Below are 15,996 nucleotides of genomic sequence, written 5' to 3'. Positions count from 1 at the left end.
GCAAAAGAAAATTAAGTATACGGCCCTCTAAACTGTGATAATTAGGCCGCAACCCGCCGGGCCACCACCACAAAGCGGCCGTTGTCGGTGGAGTATTCACAGGTGGAGAGCGTCAGCAGCTGCTCACCATAGGCAGGGCGGATGCCGGTATCCACGTCACTGCGGTGACAAACTTCCTCCACATAAGCGTTGTAGCTTTCCTCGTCCATATCGACATACTGATTATAGACAAACGAGGTATCGTTCACCACATCAATGGCGAAGGCGGCGAATACCTCATACTGCGCGTCTCCATAGACGGTGTCAAACTCAATATAGGGGTGCTGCTGATAATAGTCCACCTTTTTGTAGCCGGTAAGACAGCCGAAGATGGTGCCAGTTTTCATATTGTGCCCATAGATAATCAGGTTGTCACTCTCGGCATTGGCTCCCAGCGTTGTCTTTTCGTCCAGATACGGCACACCGTAGATGCTGTATTCCTTGTTGAAGTCATGGCGCAGATAGAAGTCCTTGTTTGTGGGTGCGTACATGACCGGGAAGTCCAGATTTGTGCCGTCAATGGAAATCCAGCCGATGAAGTCACTGTTTTTGTCCCGCAAGGCGGCAAATTTGGCGCCGTTGGGGTTGACGTTCTCCCCTGTCGGGTCCGGAGTGTCGGTGGTGGCGGTGGTATCAATCATAGCTTGCAGGCTGGCAAACTCGTTCTCGGTTTTGCGGTCATCAAGAAAGCGTTTGACGAGCAGCCCGGCGCTGACAAGAAAGACCGCACCGAAAAAAATCATAGCAACCGTGTAGCCGATGCTGCTGCGCCTGCGTTTCGCTTTTGGTGCGGGTGCGGAAGGCGCTTCGTGCCCGGGCTGTGTGGGGGCAGGCGTTTGCTGCCCGCGTTCAGTAAGCCCGGCGGCTGCGGGCTGTGGCATATCGCTGCGACGTATTTTTGCCATAATGATCCTCCCTGCTTGGTTTTGTATGCTCCTTCACTATACGACCAAATTCCGGAAAAAGCAAGCGGAATTTGCCGGATTGCGGCTTTCATCCGGCTTGGAAGGCAAGGCAAAAAAGAGCCAATCTGAACGCACGGTTCAAATCGGCTCTGCTGTAGCTATAGAGAATTACTCGCGGATTTCGATGCCCAGCTTGAACTTGAGGTTGCCCAGAATCTTCTTGACAAAGCGGTCTACCTCGTCAGGGGGCAGGGGCTTGTCAGCGGGCTGGAAGAACAGGCTGAATGCCATGCTCTTCTTGTCTGCGCCCAGCTTCTCGCCGCGGTAGATGTCAAACAGCTCGACCTTTGTCAGCTGCTTGCAGGCACGCTTCATCTCGGTGATGAGGGTGCCGCACTCCATACTCTCCGGCGCAACAAGGGCCAGATCGCGCTGCACCGGGGCAAACTCCGGAATGGGCTGATAATGCAGGGCGGCGGGAACCAGTGCATGGAAGGCCACCCAGTCGATTTCACCCAGATAGATGTTCAGGTTGGCGCGGCTGTCCTTGGGCAGCTTCAGCTCGGTGGTCACATCGTTGGCCAGTTTGCCAAAGACGCCGACACGCTGCCCCTTGCACAGGATATAGGCGGCAATGCCGGGATGCAGCCATGCCACATCGGTGGCGCGCTCAACAGTGAGCTCCACACCGAACGCGGCGCCAAAGCTCTCGACTGCGCCCTTGACGGCAAAGAAGTCCTCCTCGCTGCCCCAGGCGGCAAAGCCCAGATGCAGGCGCTCATCGGGAAGCTCGGTCACAGGCTGCTGCTTCGGAATGTAGATGTTGGACAGCTCAAACAGGCGGCCCTCGGCGTTGCCCTTGCGCAGGTTGTCTACCACCACATTCAGCAGGGACGGTGCCAGCAGCGGGCGCATAATGGTCAGATGCGAGGAAATGGGGTTCAGGATGCGGATAACGTTGCGCTCCGGTGCATCGGCGGCAATGTGCAGCATATCCAAATCGGCGTCCGCATAGAAGGCCAGCGTTTCGGCCTCGTAGAAGCCCTGTGCACACATGGTGCGCTTGGCCTTGGCCTCTGCCTTCTGCTCGGCGGTCAGACCGCCGGTGGTGACCGTGGCAGCCTTCAGGAAGGTGGGCACAATGTGCTCATAGCCGTACTCGCGGATAACCTCCTCGGCCAGATCGGGCTCGCCGACCTCAATGTCCTCACGCCAGCGGGGAGCTACCACCTGCATCGTGTCGCCATCCTCGGCGAGGGTAACCTCAAACTGCAGGCGGCTGAGAATATCAAGAATCGCCTCGGTAGGCACGGTAATGCCCAGAATTGCGTTGATGCCGCTGATTCTGGCCGTGAAGTGCTTGCCCTCGCGGGGGGCACCGGCGGAGCAGTCGAAGTGGGTGGAGGTAACCTCACCGCAGCCCAGCTCCTGAATCAGGTGCAGGGCGCGTGCCATCCCCAGCTCGGTGGTGTACTCGGAAATGCCCTTTTCGTAATGGCTGGAGGCATCGGTATTCTGACCGAGGCCGCGGGCCGTCTTACGGATATTGTCGCGGGCAAACTTGGCGCTCTCAAACAGCAGCTGGGTGGTGGTGTCCTTGATTTCACTGTTCAGACCACCCATAACACCGGCCAGAGCCACGGGCTTGGAGCCGTCGCAGATGACGAGGTTGTTGGGCGTCAGGGTGAACTCCTTCTCGTCCAGCGTGGTAATCTTCTCGCCGTCCTTGGCGCGGCGGACGAGAATCTGGCAGCTTTCCAGCGTGTCCATATCAAAGGCGTGCATGGGCTGGCCGATTTCCAGCATGACATAGTTGGTGATATCCACCACATTGGAAATGCTGCGCAGGCCGCACAGGGCCAGCTGGCGGCGCATCCAGCGCGGAGACTCGCCAGGGGTGATGTTGCGCACATAATGGCCGATGTAGCGCGGGCAGAGGTCGCCTGCCTCCACACTGATGGAGAGGCGGGGGTCCACATAATCGCTGGCCGTGTAGTCGGTGGCAGGCATCTTGAGGGGCTTGTTCAGCACAGCCGCAACCTCACGGGCAATGCCGAGCACGCTCTGGCAGTCGGCACGGTTGGCGGTGATGGAAATGTCAAAGATGCAGTCATCCAGACCGACAACCTGCTGGATGGGCGTGCCGGGCACGGTGTCCTTCGGCAAATCCAGCAGGCCGTACACCTCGGCACCGGGATACAGGTCTTCATTCAGACCCAGCTCCTCGCCGCTGCAGAGCATACCGTTGGACTCAATGCCCATCAGGGGCTTTGCCTTGATTTTTACACCGCCGGGCAGCGTGGAGCCGTCCAGTGCGGCGGGGGTGTGCATACCGGCATAGACGTTGGGGGCACCGGTGGAAATCTGGATATCGTGGCCATATTCGCCGCAATCCACCTTGCAGATGTGCAGATGGGTGCCCTCCTGCGGGACACACTCGGTCACAACACCGACAACTACCTTGGAAATCTCGCCGCCGAGGTCGATGAGCTCCTCGACCTCAAAGCCACAGCCAAAGAGCTTGTCCTCAAGCTCCTGTGCGGTCACGTCAATATCAACATACTGCTTTAACCAGCTGAATGGTACTTTCATAGTCCGTACTCCTCCTCCGTCAATCCTCGAACTGCTTCAAGAAGCGCAGATCGTTTTCAAACATCAGGCCGATGTTGTTGATGCCGTATTTCAGCATGGCAATACGCTCAATGCCAATGCCGAAGGCAAAGCCGGAGTAAACATTGGGGTCAATGCCGCAGTTTTCCAGCACGCTGTGATGCACAACACCGGCACCCAGAACCTCAATCCAGCCGGTGTGCTTGCAAAGCGGGCAGCCCTTGCCGCCGCACTCAAAGCAGGAGACGTCAACCTCCACGCTGGGCTCGGTGAACGGGAAGTAGGACGGACGCAGGCGGGTTTTGACCTCGGGGCCGAACAGGGCCTGCACGAACTTGTCCAGCATACCCTGCAGGTCGCACAGCGTGATGCCCTTATCGACAACCAGACCCTCCATCTGATGGAACATCGGGGAGTGGGTTGCGTCAGAGTCGGAACGGAAAACGCGGCCGGGAACCAGCACCTTGATAGGCGGCTTTTCCATATCCATAACACGAATCTGGCCGCCGCTGGTCTGGGTGCGCAGCACAATGTCATCCGCGACATAGAAGGTGTCCTGCATATCGCGGGCGGGGTGATTCTTGGGCACGTTCAAGCGGGTGAAGTTGTGGTCATCATCCTCGATTTCAGGGCCTTCATAAATTTCAAAGCCCATGCCGGAGAAAACGTCGATAATCTCGTTCTTGACAAGGGTAATGGGGTGCAGATTGCCGGTCTTGCGGATTTTGGCAGGCATCGTAATGTCCACAGTCTCCGCGGCGTTGCGGGCAGCCAGCGCGGCCTTCTCGACCTGCTCCGACAGGGCCTGATACTGGGCCTCGGCCCACTGCTTGAACTCGTTGATGGTCTTGCCGACAGCGGGGCGGTCCTCCTTGGGAACATCGCGCAGGCTCTTGGTCAGGCCTGCAACCTCACCGTTCTTGCTCAGGTATTTCTGCCAGAAGTCAGAAAGCTGGGCTTTGTCAGTGACCGCTGCGCAGTCCTGCTCAATGGCGGCGCGCAGCTCCTTGATTTTTTCTTCCATAGTACACCTCTGTTTGCTGGGGGCCGGGACCAAAATAAAAAGGCCCCGTCCCTGTGTTCTATCAGGGACGAAGCCTTGTGAATACAATTCTCCGCGGTACCACCCGTGTTCCGCCGAAACGACGGCACTCTTTGCTGCGGGTAACGGTGCAGGGCCGTTGCGCACTACCGGGCCGGAAGAGCCTTTCCCGCGCACCACTCGGGAGCGAACTTTCCTGCAGGGTCTTTACAGGCGGCTTACAGCCGGTGGCCGCCCTCTCTGGACTAAAACGCCCTGCAGATACTTTCTCCGTCAATGTGTTTTTGCGAATACTTGATTAGTATAGCGCAGAATCCGCGCACTGTCAAGCCTGGGACATCGGCCTTTCCCCGAAAATCCGCACCGGGCAGACAAACGCGGCCTTCTAAAACGACACGCCGCCGGGCGAGTACAGACGCCAGTGGTGATTATTCCCGGCTCTTTTTCAGCTCATCCTCTATGCGGTCAAAGCGCTCCAGGAAGGAGTGTTCCTCCCCTTCGGTTTTGTAGCCAGGCATGGTGTCCAGCGCGACCGCGTGGATGCTGCGGAAGATGCTGTTCTCGATGTTCGGGTTGTCCCGCATCAGACGGCGCAGCAGAACTTTGACCTCCTGCCGCTTGGAACCGCCGCCGCCATTGTCACAGATGGCGCAGGCCTCGGTGAAGCGGCAGGCGCACTGGATAAATTCCAGCTCATTGTAGCGGCTCCATGCGATGATGTCAGCCTCCCGCACACAGTACAGCGGGCGGATGAGGCTCATACCCGGGAAGTTTGTGCTGTGCAGCTTCGGCGGCATGGCCTGCAGCTGGGAGCCGTAGAACATACTCATAACGGTAGTCTCGATGACGTCATTGAAGTGATGCCCCAGTGCAATCTTGTTGCAGCCCAGCTCCTGCGCTTTTTTGTAGAGATGCCCGCGGCGCATCCGGGCACAGAGATAGCAGGGCGATTTGTCACTGTTGTTGGCAACGTCAAAGATGTTCGTCTCAAAGATGGTGATGGGGATATTCAGAATCGCAGCGTTGCTTTCGATTTTCTGGCGGTTGACCTCGTTGTAGCCGGGGTCCATCACCAGAAAAACCAGCTCAAAGGGAACCTCGCTGTGGCGCTGCAGCTCCTGCATCAGCTTGGCCATCAACATTGAGTCCTTGCCGCCGGAGATACAGACGGCGATTTTATCCCCGGCCTGAATCAGCTCATAGCGCTTTATGGCAACGATGAACGGCGTCCAGAGCTGCTTGCGAAATTTTTTGATGATGCTGCGCTCAATTTTTTGATAGGTTTCTAATTGACGTTCCAAGGGTCAGTTCTCCTTATTTGTGAGAGTTTTGTAGCAGAGGTCGAAGGCCTTCAGGAAACCGTCGATTTCCTCCTCCGTGGTCAGGTGGCTCAGGCTGATGCGCCAGCTGGAAAGGGCGTTGCGGCGGTCACGGCTGACGGCAAACACCGCCTTGGACGGCAGACCGTCCGACGAGCAGGCCGACTTGACGGAAACGCAGACGCCCTGCTCACTGAGGGCCTGCTGAAACCGTGTGCCCTTGACGCCGGTGACGCTGACATTCAGAATGTGCGGCACAGCGTGGGCCGGGCTGTTTACCCGCACCAGACTGTAGCCCTGCAGGGCAGACAGCAGGCGGTCATGCAGCGTTTGCACATGGGCTGTGCGGGCGGGCTGCTCGTCCTGCGCCTTGGCCAGCGCAGCCTCAAGGCTGACGGCCAAGCCCAGTGTGGGTGTGCCGCTGCGGTAAATCGTGGTGCTGGCGCCGCCGGAAATCTGCGGCTCAATCACCAGACCACGGCGTTTGTACAGCGCGCCGATGCCGTTGGGACCATAGAATTTGTGGGCTGTGAAGCTCATGGTATCCACGCCGTCCAGCCAGAGGTCTGTTTTGCCGACGGCCTGTGTGGCGTCCACGTGCAGGCGGCAACCGGGGTACGGCTTGACGATTTCAGCAATTTCCCGGATGGGCTGTATCGTGCCAAGCTCACTGTCCACTGCGCAGACGGCAACCAGAATGGTATCGCTGCGCATCAGCTCCCGCAGCTGGTCAAGGTCTACCCTGCCGTCGCGGTTGATGTCCAGCAGGTCGATTTCATAGCCCTGCTGCTGGAGGGCCGTCAGCGAGGCCCCCACGGAGGAATGTTCAAGCTGGGTGGAGATGATGTGTTTGCCGATATGCCGCGAAGCGTGCGCAATCCCCTTGATGGCAAGGTTGTTGGCTTCGCTGGCGCCGGAGGTGTAGATGATTTCGGCGGGCTGCACACCCAGACGCTGCGCAATGGACTGGGTCACGCGTTCCATCTCGGCGCGTGCCTCCTGCCCGGCTATATGGGTGGAGTTGGGGTTGGCTATATAGCGGCGTTCCGCTGCCACATAGGCGTCCAGGACCTCCGGATCCGCCGGGGTGTTGGCAGAGTAATCAAGATAAATCATAGGTTTGCCTCATAGTACAGGGCGCGGTTTCCTACTTTATCAATAGGAAATGCACCCGCGCAAAACCCCTGCGGTAAAGCAGGGGCAGTAGTTTTACTCAAATTCTGCAATCGTACTCTGTCAATTGCCAAGGGTCATCTGCAGGAAGTAGACCCACTGCTTTTCCCACCAGTACCAATCGTGGGAAACATCCGTGCCCCAGATATCCACAATGGGATGGATGCCCTTGCTTTCGAGAATCGCCTGCAGCTCTTTGGTGGAAGCGAGCAAATCATCCTCCCACGCACCCTGACCGCAGCACATAATGAACTTGTCGGCCTTGGCGTACAGCTCCTTATAGGGGTGGTCTGCGGGAAAGTTGCGCATATAATCGCAGGGAGAGTTGCGGTAGACGAGGTCATCCATGTAGTTGCCGAAGAACATCCCGGAGGAGTACAGGCCACTGAGGGCAATCGTGCCGTTGAAAATATCCGGGCGGCGCAGATAGAAGTTGACGGCATGGCCGCCGCCCATGCTGGCACCGCCGGTCAGAATCCGACCGGTATGGTCCTCGCCCTGCTCGCGGTTGATTTCCAGCAGGCGGGGCACAAATTCCTCACAGATATAGTTGTACCAGCGCTCCTGCATCTCAATGCGCGGGCGCTCGGGGCCGTGGTTATCCCAGCTTTCGGGGTCAATGCTGTCCACCGTAAAAATCTGCAGCTTGCCGTTGTCCACCCATTTGGCGGCGGCATTGCACATATTGCGGTCCTCCCAATCGAAGAAGCGGCCACTCTGGCACGGAAAAATCACGATGGGACGTCCGGCGTGGCCGTAGACCTTGAACTCCATAAAGCGGTTCAGAAACCGGCTGTACTCTTTATAATAGCGAATCTGCATGGCAGTCCCCTCCTATTTGTAAAAGAATTTTTTATTCATATCCAGCAAACCGACCATGGCGTGCATCGGCCCGGCAGCAGAGGTCTTGAATACCCAGTAGTAAAGCAGTGCCAGCGCCTCGCGCAGATAGCACGGCAGAACGCTGCGCAGCGGCGTGCCCGCAGCCAGCGCGGTAGCGGAGGTAAAGCCTGCCATGGCCGCGTACTTTCCTGCGCGGTAGCAATGAAAGGCGTTGGAAACATAGACAATGGGTGTTGTCTCGTCATAGCCCTGTGCACGCAGGATTTCCAGAGAGAAGGCAAAGTTTTCCTCGGTGGAGGTAGAACGTGCTTCCGAAAGCACCCGCGCCGGGTCAAGGCCCTTGGCAATCAGGTATTCCCGCATGGCGTCCCCCTCAGGCAGCCATTCATCACGGCCCTGCCCGCCGCTGGTGATGACCAGCGTATCCGGGTGCGCTGCGGCAAATTCATACGCCTTATCTAACCGGTACTGCAGCAGCCTGCTGGGCTTATCCTTATGCAGGCCAGCACCCAGCACAATGACTGCCTTTTCCTGCCCGGTGGGCGGGTTTGTGTAACCACTGACCGCGACAAATGCGATAACCGCAAGGTAAACGCCCGCCAGCACCGCCAGAATCCAGAATACGGCACGGCCCGCTCCGGCAGAAAACCATGCGTTGACCGGGCGGCGGAACACCGCGTACCCGGCCACACACGCCGTGAGCAGCCAGACCATAAGGTTGCCCATATTGAAATTGGACAAAAATACCAATGAAATCGAATATACAACCAGCGCGACAGTTGCTATATTCAGTAAAATCGGGCTCACCTTACTTGGAAATTTCATCATAGACACCGCAACCTGCCGGGCAGTAGTCCACGTTCAGCGCCTTGCAGACCGTGTCCGCAATCGTGGCAAAGCTGTAGCGGGTGTGCAGGTTCACACCGGGCTGAATCTCGTCACCATAGATAAGGAACGGCACATACTCGCGGGTGTGGTCGGTGGTCTTGGTGTAGCTGGGGTCACAGCCGTGGTCTGCCGTGACCATCAGGATATCGCCGGGGCGCATTTTTTCCATAAAGCCGGGCAGCCAGTCATTGAACTCAGCGGCGGCAGCGGCATAGCCTGCCACGTCACGGCGGTGGCCGTAGAGCATATCAAAGTCCACAAGGTTGACAAAGGCAAGGCCTTCAAAATCGCGGTCTGCCAGCGCAAGCGTGACTTTCAGCCCCTCAGTGTTGCCGCTGGTGCGGATGGTCTCGCCAACGCCCTTGCCTGCAAAGATATCATGAATTTTGCCCACGCCGATGGTTGCCTTTCCGGCGGCCTGAATGGCGTCCAGCATCGTAGCGCGGGGCGGCACCAGACTGTAATCGTGGCGGCGGGGCGTGCGAGTGAAGTTGGCGGCGCAGTCCCCCACGAACGGGCGGGCAATCACGCGGCCGACGCCGTACTTGCCGGTCAACAGCTCGCGGGCCGTGGCGCAGATTTCATACAGCTTCTCCACCGGGACAAGGGCCTCATTGGCGGCAATCTGGAAAACGCTGTCCGCGGAGGTGTAGACGATGAGCGCGCCGGTTTTCATATGCTCCTCGCCGTAGTCGCGGATAACATCCGTGCCGGAATAGGGCTTGTTGCACAGCACCTTGTAGCCGGTACGGGCGGTAAATTCGTCCAGCAGCTCCTGCGGGAAGCCGTCCGGAAAGGTGGGCAGCGGCTCTGCGCTGAGCAGACCGGCAATCTCCCAGTGGCCGATGGTGGTATCCTTGCCAGCGCTGGCCTCGCGCAGGCGGGCAAAGCTGCCGAGGGGCTGTGCAACCGGGGTACCGCAGGTCACGCCGTCCAGATTGAACATACCCAGCTTGGCCAGGTTGTCCCCTTTGAAGCTGGGGTGACCGGCAATCGCGCCCAGCGTATTGGTACCGGCATCACCGAAAAGAGCGGCGTCCGGCTCTGCACCGATGCCGAAGCTGTCCAGCACAATCAAAAATACACGTTTTGCCATAATGATTCTCCTGTATGATTTATAGTAAAGAAATCTTTTTGTACTTATTATACCGTAAACCATTAAAAAAGTAAACATAAAATCCATACCGGGACGCGGCGCATTTGTCCAAAAAATAACATAGGCAAATACAGCAAGATATGTACGGTATAATTTCTGTCAAATTTCTGTACCTACTTGTTTATCCCGGGGAACCTGTAGTATAATATCGCTGTGGTTTTCTATAAAGTATATATAAATAGGTAGAGCAATCAAACGGAGGAAATGTTTTTATGCGTAAAACCAAAATCGTCTGCACTATGGGTCCTTCCACCGACAAGCCGGGCATCCTGCGCCAGCTGATGGAAAATGGAATGAATGTTGCCCGCTTCAACTTCTCTCACGGCGACTATGAGGAGCACAAGGGTCGCTTTGACAAGGTGCGTGCGCTGTCCAAGGAGCTGGATCTGCCCATCGCCTGTATGCTGGACACCAAGGGCCCCGAAATCCGTCTGGGCGAGTTCAAGAACGGCGTTGAGAAGCTGGTTACCGGCCAGAAATTCACCCTGACCTCCCGCGATGTGGAGGGCACGAATGAAATCTGCTCTGTCACCTATAAGGATTTGCCCCACGATGTCAAGCCTGGCGGCCGCATTATGCTGGACGACGGCCTGATTGAGCTGCGCATTGACGAGGTCGGCGATACCGACATCAGCTGCACGGTCTGCAACGATGGCACCATCAAGACCAAGAAGGGCGTCAACGTTCCCGGCGTGCACCTGTCCATGCCGTATATGAGCCAGCGCGACACCAGTGATATTCTCTTTGGCGTTGAGCAGGGCTTTGATTTGATTTCCGCCAGCTTTGCCCGGAATGCGCAGGACATTATGGAAATCCGCCACGTTCTGGATGAGCACAACTCCAAGATTCGTATTATCGCCAAGATCGAGAACCAGGAAGGCATCGACAACATTGATGAAATCCTGACCGTTGCCGACGGTATTATGGTGGCCCGCGGCGATATGGGCGTTGAAATTGACTTTGCCGAGATTCCTGCTATCCAGAAGCATCTGATTGACCGTGCCATGAGCGCCGGCAAAATCTGTATTACCGCCACCCAGATGCTGGACTCTATGATTGTCAACCCCCGCCCCACCCGTGCCGAGATTACCGACGTTGCCAATGCCATCTATGACGGCACCGGCGCGGTTATGCTTTCTGGTGAGACCGCTGCGGGCAAGTATCCGGTGGAGGCCCTGAAGGCAATGGCTACGATTGCCGAGACCACCGAGGCTGACTCCAACTTTGACAGTCTGGTTCACCACAGCCGTGCGGATTCCTCCCGCCTGAACGTCAGCGCTGCCGTGGGCCATGCCGCCTGCACCACCGCTGCAGACATTGGTGCTTCCGCGATTATCACGGCCTCCAAGAGTGGTGAGACGGCCCGCCTGCTGAGCCGCTTCCGCCCCGATACCCAGATTATTGCCTGCGTGCTCGACGAGACGACCCGCCGCCAGCTGAACGTGTACCGCGGTGTGACCCCGCTGCTGATGGACTATGCCACCTCCACCGATGAACTGATCAGCAAATCTGTAGAGAAGGCCCGCAATGCAGGTCTCGTGCAGGATGGTGACCTGGTTGTTGTTACCGCCGGTGTCCCGGTGGGCGTCTCTGGCACCACAAATATGATTAAGGTGCATATGGTGGGCGATTCCCTGCTCGCCGGTGTCGGTATCGGCAAGTACAACGCCAAGGGCGAGGTCTGTGTCTGCCGCAGTGCCGCCGAGGCCGCCAAAAAGTTCAAGCCCGGCCAGATTCTGGTGGTTCCCTTCACCACGAATGATATGCTGCCCTTTATGCGCGAGTCGGCTGGTATCATCACCGAGGAAGCCGGTACGAACAGCCATTCCGCCATTGTCGGCCTGACGCTGGGTAAGGCGGTCATTGTTGGTGCCACCAACGCCACCCGCACCCTGAAAGATGGTATGCTGATTTCGATGGACTGCGCCCGCGGTGTTGTGCAGGCTATGGCAAAGTGAGGCAGCACAATGGAGCGAATTGCAAGTTTTTGCGTTGACCACACAAAGCTGCTGCCAGGTATGTATCTGTCCCGGCAGGACGGCGCAAACGGCGAAATTCTGACGTGGGATATCCGTATGAAACAGCCCAACAAGGGCAGCTATCTTTCCCCCGCCGCCGCCCACACGCTGGAGCACCTGTTTGCAACCTATGCCCGCAACAGCAAGTACAGCAAGGGTGTTGTCTATGTCGGCCCGATGGGCTGCCTGACCGGATTCTATCTGCTGACCACCGGGCTGACCCCTGCTGAAGCGCTGGAGCTGACCCGCAGTGCCTTTGCGTGGATGGCCGGATACACCGGCGAAATTCCCGGCGCTTCCGCGGTGGAGTGCGGCAACTATCTGATGATGGATCCCATCGCCGCCCGCGCCGAAGCCGCCGCTATGTTGCCGGTGCTGGAAAAGCTGACCGCAGAACAGCTGCACTATTAAGATATAATCCCCCTCCGAAAAGCCTTCTCCCCATGGGAGAAGGTGGCCCCGCAGGGCCGGATGAGGGTGAAGTTTCCCGACAAATGCTATTTACGGGGAACTTGCGGGCCGGGCGTGCCCGGGCCCCTACAGCGCTATCAAATAAATCGGCCGCCTGCTGTGATTTCTCACGGCAGGCGGCCGATTTTGTTTTTATGTAGGCTGTTTATGCAATCAGATGAGTGCGGCGGTAATCAGGGCCATCTTGTAGACCTCCTCGGCGTTGCAGCCGCGGGACAGGTCATTGATGGGGGCGTTCAGGCCCTGCAGAATGGGGCCGTAGGCCTCAAAGCCGCCCAGACGCTGGGCAATCTTGTAGCCAATGTTACCAGCGTTGATGTTGGGGAAGATGAAGGTGTTGGCGTAACCGGCAACCTTGGAGCCGGGAGCTTTCAGCTGGCCGACCTCGGGGGCAACGGCAGCGTCAAACTGCAGCTCGCCGTCAACCTTCAGCTCGGGGTGAGCCTCCTGCACACGCAGGGTGGCGTTGCGCATCTTGTCCACGGTCTCGCCCTTGCCGGAGCCCTTGGTGGAATAGGACAGCAGTGCAACGCGGGGGTCAATGCCAAAAATCTCAGCAGTGTGGGCAGTCTCAACGGTGGACTCCACAATCTCGTCCTCGGAGGGGTCGATGTTGATGGCGCAGTCACCCATAGCAATGCTCTCATCGCCGCGCATCAGAATGAAGCAGGAGCTGACAGACTTGATGCCGGGCTTGCACTTGATGAGCTGCAGTGCGGGGCGGACAGTGTCAGCGGTGGAGTAGGTAGCGCCGCCCAGCAGGCAGTCGGCCTTGCCCATCTTGACCAGCATGGTGCCGAAGTAGTTGCCCTTGGACAGGGCGGCACGGCACTGCTCATCGGTCATCTTTCCCTTGCGCAGCTCAACCATCTTGGCAACCATCTCATCGAAGCCCTCGTAGTTGGTCGGGTCGATAATCTCGGCACCGGTGATATCAAAGCTGCCCTCTGCTGCGGCCTTCTTGACGGCCTCAACCTCACCCAGCAGGATGACCTTCAACGTCTTACCAGCCAGCAGGCGGCTTGCAGCGGACAGGATGCGGGCATCGGTACCCTCGGTAAAGACGATAGACTTCGGCTCAGCCTGCAGCTTTTTCTCAAAATCCTCGAAAATGGACATACTCTGATAACCTCCATAATTCCAGCAGCACACGGCTGCATAACACTTACACTGCTATTATAGCACCCATTTTACCCTTTGCAAAGAAATTGTGCGCTTTGCGGCGAATCTGGGCAACATATGTGCGGAAAGCAGGTGCAAGGCAAAATATCTCACAAAGTTAATAAAATGTCAAGGTGGGATTGTAGATTATTTATCAAATGTGACCGAACAGCATCGGCCGAAAATACCACACAAGCGCCGCCTGTACGGCCAGAATCAGCGGCATACCCACCACAAAATACCAGTGCCTTGTCTTGTGGTGAAACAGATACATTCCGGCCCAAGCGCCTACGCTGCCGCCCAGCAGTGCAGCACCAAACAGGACTTTTTCCGGGATGCGCCAGTCCCTGCGGCGGGCGCGCTGCTTGTCAATGCCCATCAGACCAAAGCCGATAAGGTTCATAAAAATAAGATAAATCACAGCTGTATTCATAAATTCTGTATACGCTCCTGCCCTCTTGTAAAACCACGAAAAAGCCCCCGCCAGGCGGGGGCTGAATCAGAATCAGATATCCTTGCGGGCTACCACACTGCTGCGCACCAGCGCACGCTTTAGGCGGGCTTCGGCAAGCTCCAAATCACGCTTGTCCAGATTTTTCTGGGCAAGGATTTCCTCGGCGCGTGCCTTGCTGCGGGCGGCGCGCTCTGCATCAATGGCATCAGCCCACTCAAAGGTGGTTGCCAGCAGGTGGCACTCCCCCTTCAGCACGCTGAGCATACCGCCCATACAGGCGGCGCGGCGGGTTGTGCCGTCCTCCAGCTTGATGCGGGCCTCGCCCATACCCAGTGCGGTACACAGGTCAATGTGCTTAGCAAGCAGCTGAATCTGGCCGTTGATGGTGCGGCAGGACAGCGAGACAACCTCGCCGTCAAACGCTACACCGTCCGGCGTCATAATTTTCAGCGGGAAAGTTGCCATATTCCCACCGCCTTACTGCTGCTTGGCCTTGGCCAGAACATCGTCAATCGTACCGGCGAACAGGAAGCAGCTTTCGGGAATGCTGTCACATTCGCCGTTCAGAATCATCTTGAAGCCGCGCAGGGTCTCCTTCAGCGGCACATACTGGCCGGGCATACCGGTAAACTGCTCTGCCACGTGGAAGGACTGCGACAGGAAGCGCTGCACCTTGCGGGCGCGGGCAACCGTAATCTTGTCCTCTTCGGACAGCTCATCCATACCCATAATGGCAATGATGTCCTGCAGCTCCTTATAGCGCTGCAGCACCTGCTGCACGGCGCGGGCTACCTCATAGTGCTCCTGACCGACAACCTCCGGCGAAAGAATGCGGGAGGTGGAATCCAGCGGGTCAACAGCCGGGTAAATGCCCTGCGAGGCAATGTCACGGCTCAGAACGGTAGTGGCGTCCAGGTGGGTGAAGGTGGTAGCGGGCGCGGGGTCGGTCAGGTCATCGGCGGGCACGTAAACGGCCTGCACAGACGTGATGGAGCCCTTGCGGGTGGAGGTGATGCGCTCCTGCAGAGCGCCCATCTCGGTGGCCAGCGTGGGCTGGTAGCCAACGGCAGAGGGCATACGGCCCAGCAGGGCCGAAACCTCAGAGCCTGCCTGCGTGAAACGGAAGATGTTGTCAATGAACAGCAGCACATCCTGATGCTTGACGTCACGGAAATACTCCGCCATCGTCAGGCCGGACAGTGCCACGCGCATACGTGCTCCTGGCGGCTCGTTCATCTGGCCGTAGACCAGCGCCGTTTTGTTCAGAACGCCGCTTTCGCGCATTTCGCCGTACAGGTCATTGCCCTCACGGGTGCGCTCGCCGACACCGGTAAAAACGGAATAGCCGTTGTGGGCGGTGGCGATGTTATAGATAAGCTCCTGAATCAGAACGGTCTTACCGACACCGGCACCGCCGAACAGGCCAATCTTGCCGCCCTTGGCATAGGGACAAATCAGGTCAACAACCTTGATGCCTGTTTCCAGAATCTCAGTGGCAGACTCCTGCTCGTCGAAGCTAGGGGCAGCGCGGTGAATGGGCCAGCGCTCGGTTGTTTCGGGGGCGGGCTGCTCGTCCACAGGTTCACCCAATAGGTTGAACACGCGGCCAAGGCACTCGTCACCAACGGGGACCTTGATGGGCTCACCCAAATCAACGGCGTCAGCGCCGCGGACAAGACCGTCCGTGGCTGCCATTGCAATGCAGCGAACCACATTGTCACCAATGTGCTGGGCAACCTCGACAATCAGCTTTTTGCCGTTGTTTTCCAGCTCGATGGCATTCAGCAGGGCGGGTAATTCACCGTCCTTGAATCGGATGTCCAGCACAGGTCCCATGACCTGTACTACCTTTCCGATGTGTTTTTCTGGCATAGCACACACTCCTTTAGTGGGCTTCTTTTACTCAGGGCAATACCG

Annotated in this window: 14 protein-coding genes; 2 read left to right on the top strand and 12 right to left on the bottom strand. The window is 57.6% G+C overall.

What is annotated here, in order from left to right; translation table 11 throughout:
* Positions 1-41: 41 nt before the first annotated feature.
* The 8 genes from NE623_RS00925 to NE623_RS00890 all read right to left on the bottom strand — a co-directional run bounded on the left by NE623_RS00925 (position 42) and on the right by NE623_RS00890 (position 9,915).
* Complete coding sequence (locus NE623_RS00925; RefSeq protein WP_256271075.1) at positions 42-944, bottom strand: class B sortase; 903 nt, start codon at positions 942-944, stop codon at positions 42-44.
* A gap of 168 nt (positions 945-1,112) precedes the next feature.
* Positions 1,113-3,536 carry a phenylalanine--tRNA ligase subunit beta gene (gene pheT / locus NE623_RS00920; protein WP_256271076.1) on the bottom strand — a complete coding sequence of 808 codons (2,424 nt, stop codon included), beginning with the start codon at positions 3,534-3,536 and terminating at the stop codon, positions 1,113-1,115.
* Positions 3,537-3,555: 19 nt separating this feature from the next.
* Positions 3,556-4,578 carry a phenylalanine--tRNA ligase subunit alpha gene (gene pheS / locus NE623_RS00915; protein WP_256271077.1) on the bottom strand — a complete coding sequence of 341 codons (1,023 nt, stop codon included), beginning with the start codon at positions 4,576-4,578 and terminating at the stop codon, positions 3,556-3,558.
* 446 nt (positions 4,579-5,024) lie between these two features.
* A complete protein-coding gene (locus NE623_RS00910) occupies positions 5,025-5,897 on the bottom strand; it encodes a tRNA 2-thiocytidine biosynthesis TtcA family protein (RefSeq protein ID WP_256271078.1) in 873 nt (290 codons plus the stop codon).
* Positions 5,898-5,900: 3 nt separating this feature from the next.
* Complete coding sequence (locus NE623_RS00905) at positions 5,901-7,031, bottom strand: cysteine desulfurase family protein (RefSeq protein WP_256271079.1); 1,131 nt, start codon at positions 7,029-7,031, stop codon at positions 5,901-5,903.
* Positions 7,032-7,151: 120 nt separating this feature from the next.
* Positions 7,152-7,910 (bottom strand): esterase family protein, encoded by a 759-nt coding sequence (locus NE623_RS00900; protein ID WP_256271080.1) that lies wholly within the window; start codon positions 7,908-7,910, stop codon positions 7,152-7,154.
* Positions 7,911-7,922: 12 nt separating this feature from the next.
* A complete protein-coding gene (locus tag NE623_RS00895) occupies positions 7,923-8,645 on the bottom strand; it encodes a YdcF family protein (RefSeq protein WP_256271081.1) in 723 nt (240 codons plus the stop codon).
* A gap of 94 nt (positions 8,646-8,739) precedes the next feature.
* Entirely contained in the window at positions 8,740-9,915 is a 1,176-nt protein-coding gene (locus NE623_RS00890; protein WP_256271082.1) for a phosphopentomutase, read from the bottom strand.
* A gap of 272 nt (positions 9,916-10,187) precedes the next feature.
* On the opposite strand from NE623_RS00890, the gene pyk reads away from it, so the two are divergent.
* Both pyk and NE623_RS00880 read left to right on the top strand, forming a co-directional pair.
* Positions 10,188-11,933, top strand: a complete 1,746-nt coding sequence (pyk, locus tag NE623_RS00885; RefSeq protein ID WP_256271083.1) for a pyruvate kinase — start codon at positions 10,188-10,190, stop codon at positions 11,931-11,933.
* A gap of 9 nt (positions 11,934-11,942) precedes the next feature.
* Positions 11,943-12,404, top strand: coding sequence for an S-ribosylhomocysteine lyase (locus NE623_RS00880; protein WP_256271084.1), 462 nt, complete (start codon positions 11,943-11,945; stop codon positions 12,402-12,404).
* A gap of 213 nt (positions 12,405-12,617) precedes the next feature.
* Here NE623_RS00880 and pta read toward each other — a convergent pair whose 3' ends face one another.
* The 4 genes from pta to atpD all read right to left on the bottom strand — a co-directional run bounded on the left by pta (position 12,618) and on the right by atpD (position 15,951).
* On the bottom strand, positions 12,618-13,583 hold the full coding sequence (gene pta, locus NE623_RS00875; RefSeq protein WP_256271085.1) for a phosphate acetyltransferase: 966 nt from the start codon (positions 13,581-13,583) through the stop codon (positions 12,618-12,620).
* Between the two features lie 196 nt (positions 13,584-13,779).
* Positions 13,780-14,046 (bottom strand): DUF1294 domain-containing protein, encoded by a 267-nt coding sequence (locus NE623_RS00870; RefSeq protein ID WP_370866658.1) that lies wholly within the window; start codon positions 14,044-14,046, stop codon positions 13,780-13,782.
* A gap of 84 nt (positions 14,047-14,130) precedes the next feature.
* A complete protein-coding gene (gene atpC, locus NE623_RS00865) occupies positions 14,131-14,544 on the bottom strand; it encodes an ATP synthase F1 subunit epsilon (protein WP_256271087.1) in 414 nt (137 codons plus the stop codon).
* Between the two features lie 12 nt (positions 14,545-14,556).
* On the bottom strand, positions 14,557-15,951 hold the full coding sequence (atpD, locus tag NE623_RS00860) for a F0F1 ATP synthase subunit beta (protein WP_256271088.1): 1,395 nt from the start codon (positions 15,949-15,951) through the stop codon (positions 14,557-14,559).
* Between the last annotated feature and the right edge of the window lie 45 nt (positions 15,952-15,996).

Origin of the sequence: Gemmiger formicilis (genome assembly GCF_024462815.1) — a bacterium.
Taxonomy (GTDB): Bacteria; Bacillota; Clostridia; order Oscillospirales; family Ruminococcaceae; genus Gemmiger.
This window is presented reverse-complemented; position numbering and strand designations above follow the sequence as displayed.

What these genes read in the sequence shown, in the direction of transcription:
- NE623_RS00925 (WP_256271075.1), bottom strand. Translation starts at nt 944, where the DNA reads ATGGCAAAAATACGTCGCAGCGATATGCCACAGCCCGCAGCCGCCGGG.
- pheT (WP_256271076.1), bottom strand. Translation starts at nt 3,536, where the DNA reads ATGAAAGTACCATTCAGCTGGTTAAAGCAGTATGTTGATATTGACGTG.
- pheS (WP_256271077.1), bottom strand. Translation starts at nt 4,578, where the DNA reads ATGGAAGAAAAAATCAAGGAGCTGCGCGCCGCCATTGAGCAGGACTGC.
- NE623_RS00905 (WP_256271079.1), bottom strand. Translation starts at nt 7,031, where the DNA reads ATGATTTATCTTGATTACTCTGCCAACACCCCGGCGGATCCGGAGGTC.
- NE623_RS00900 (WP_256271080.1), bottom strand. Translation starts at nt 7,910, where the DNA reads ATGCAGATTCGCTATTATAAAGAGTACAGCCGGTTTCTGAACCGCTTT.
- NE623_RS00895 (WP_256271081.1), bottom strand. Translation starts at nt 8,645, where the DNA reads ATGGTCTGGCTGCTCACGGCGTGTGTGGCCGGGTACGCGGTGTTCCGC.
- NE623_RS00890 (WP_256271082.1), bottom strand. Translation starts at nt 9,915, where the DNA reads ATGGCAAAACGTGTATTTTTGATTGTGCTGGACAGCTTCGGCATCGGT.
- pyk (WP_256271083.1), top strand. Translation starts at nt 10,188, where the DNA reads ATGCGTAAAACCAAAATCGTCTGCACTATGGGTCCTTCCACCGACAAG.
- NE623_RS00880 (WP_256271084.1), top strand. Translation starts at nt 11,943, where the DNA reads ATGGAGCGAATTGCAAGTTTTTGCGTTGACCACACAAAGCTGCTGCCA.
- pta (WP_256271085.1), bottom strand. Translation starts at nt 13,583, where the DNA reads ATGTCCATTTTCGAGGATTTTGAGAAAAAGCTGCAGGCTGAGCCGAAG.
- atpC (WP_256271087.1), bottom strand. Translation starts at nt 14,544, where the DNA reads ATGGCAACTTTCCCGCTGAAAATTATGACGCCGGACGGTGTAGCGTTT.
- atpD (WP_256271088.1), bottom strand. Translation starts at nt 15,951, where the DNA reads ATGCCAGAAAAACACATCGGAAAGGTAGTACAGGTCATGGGACCTGTG.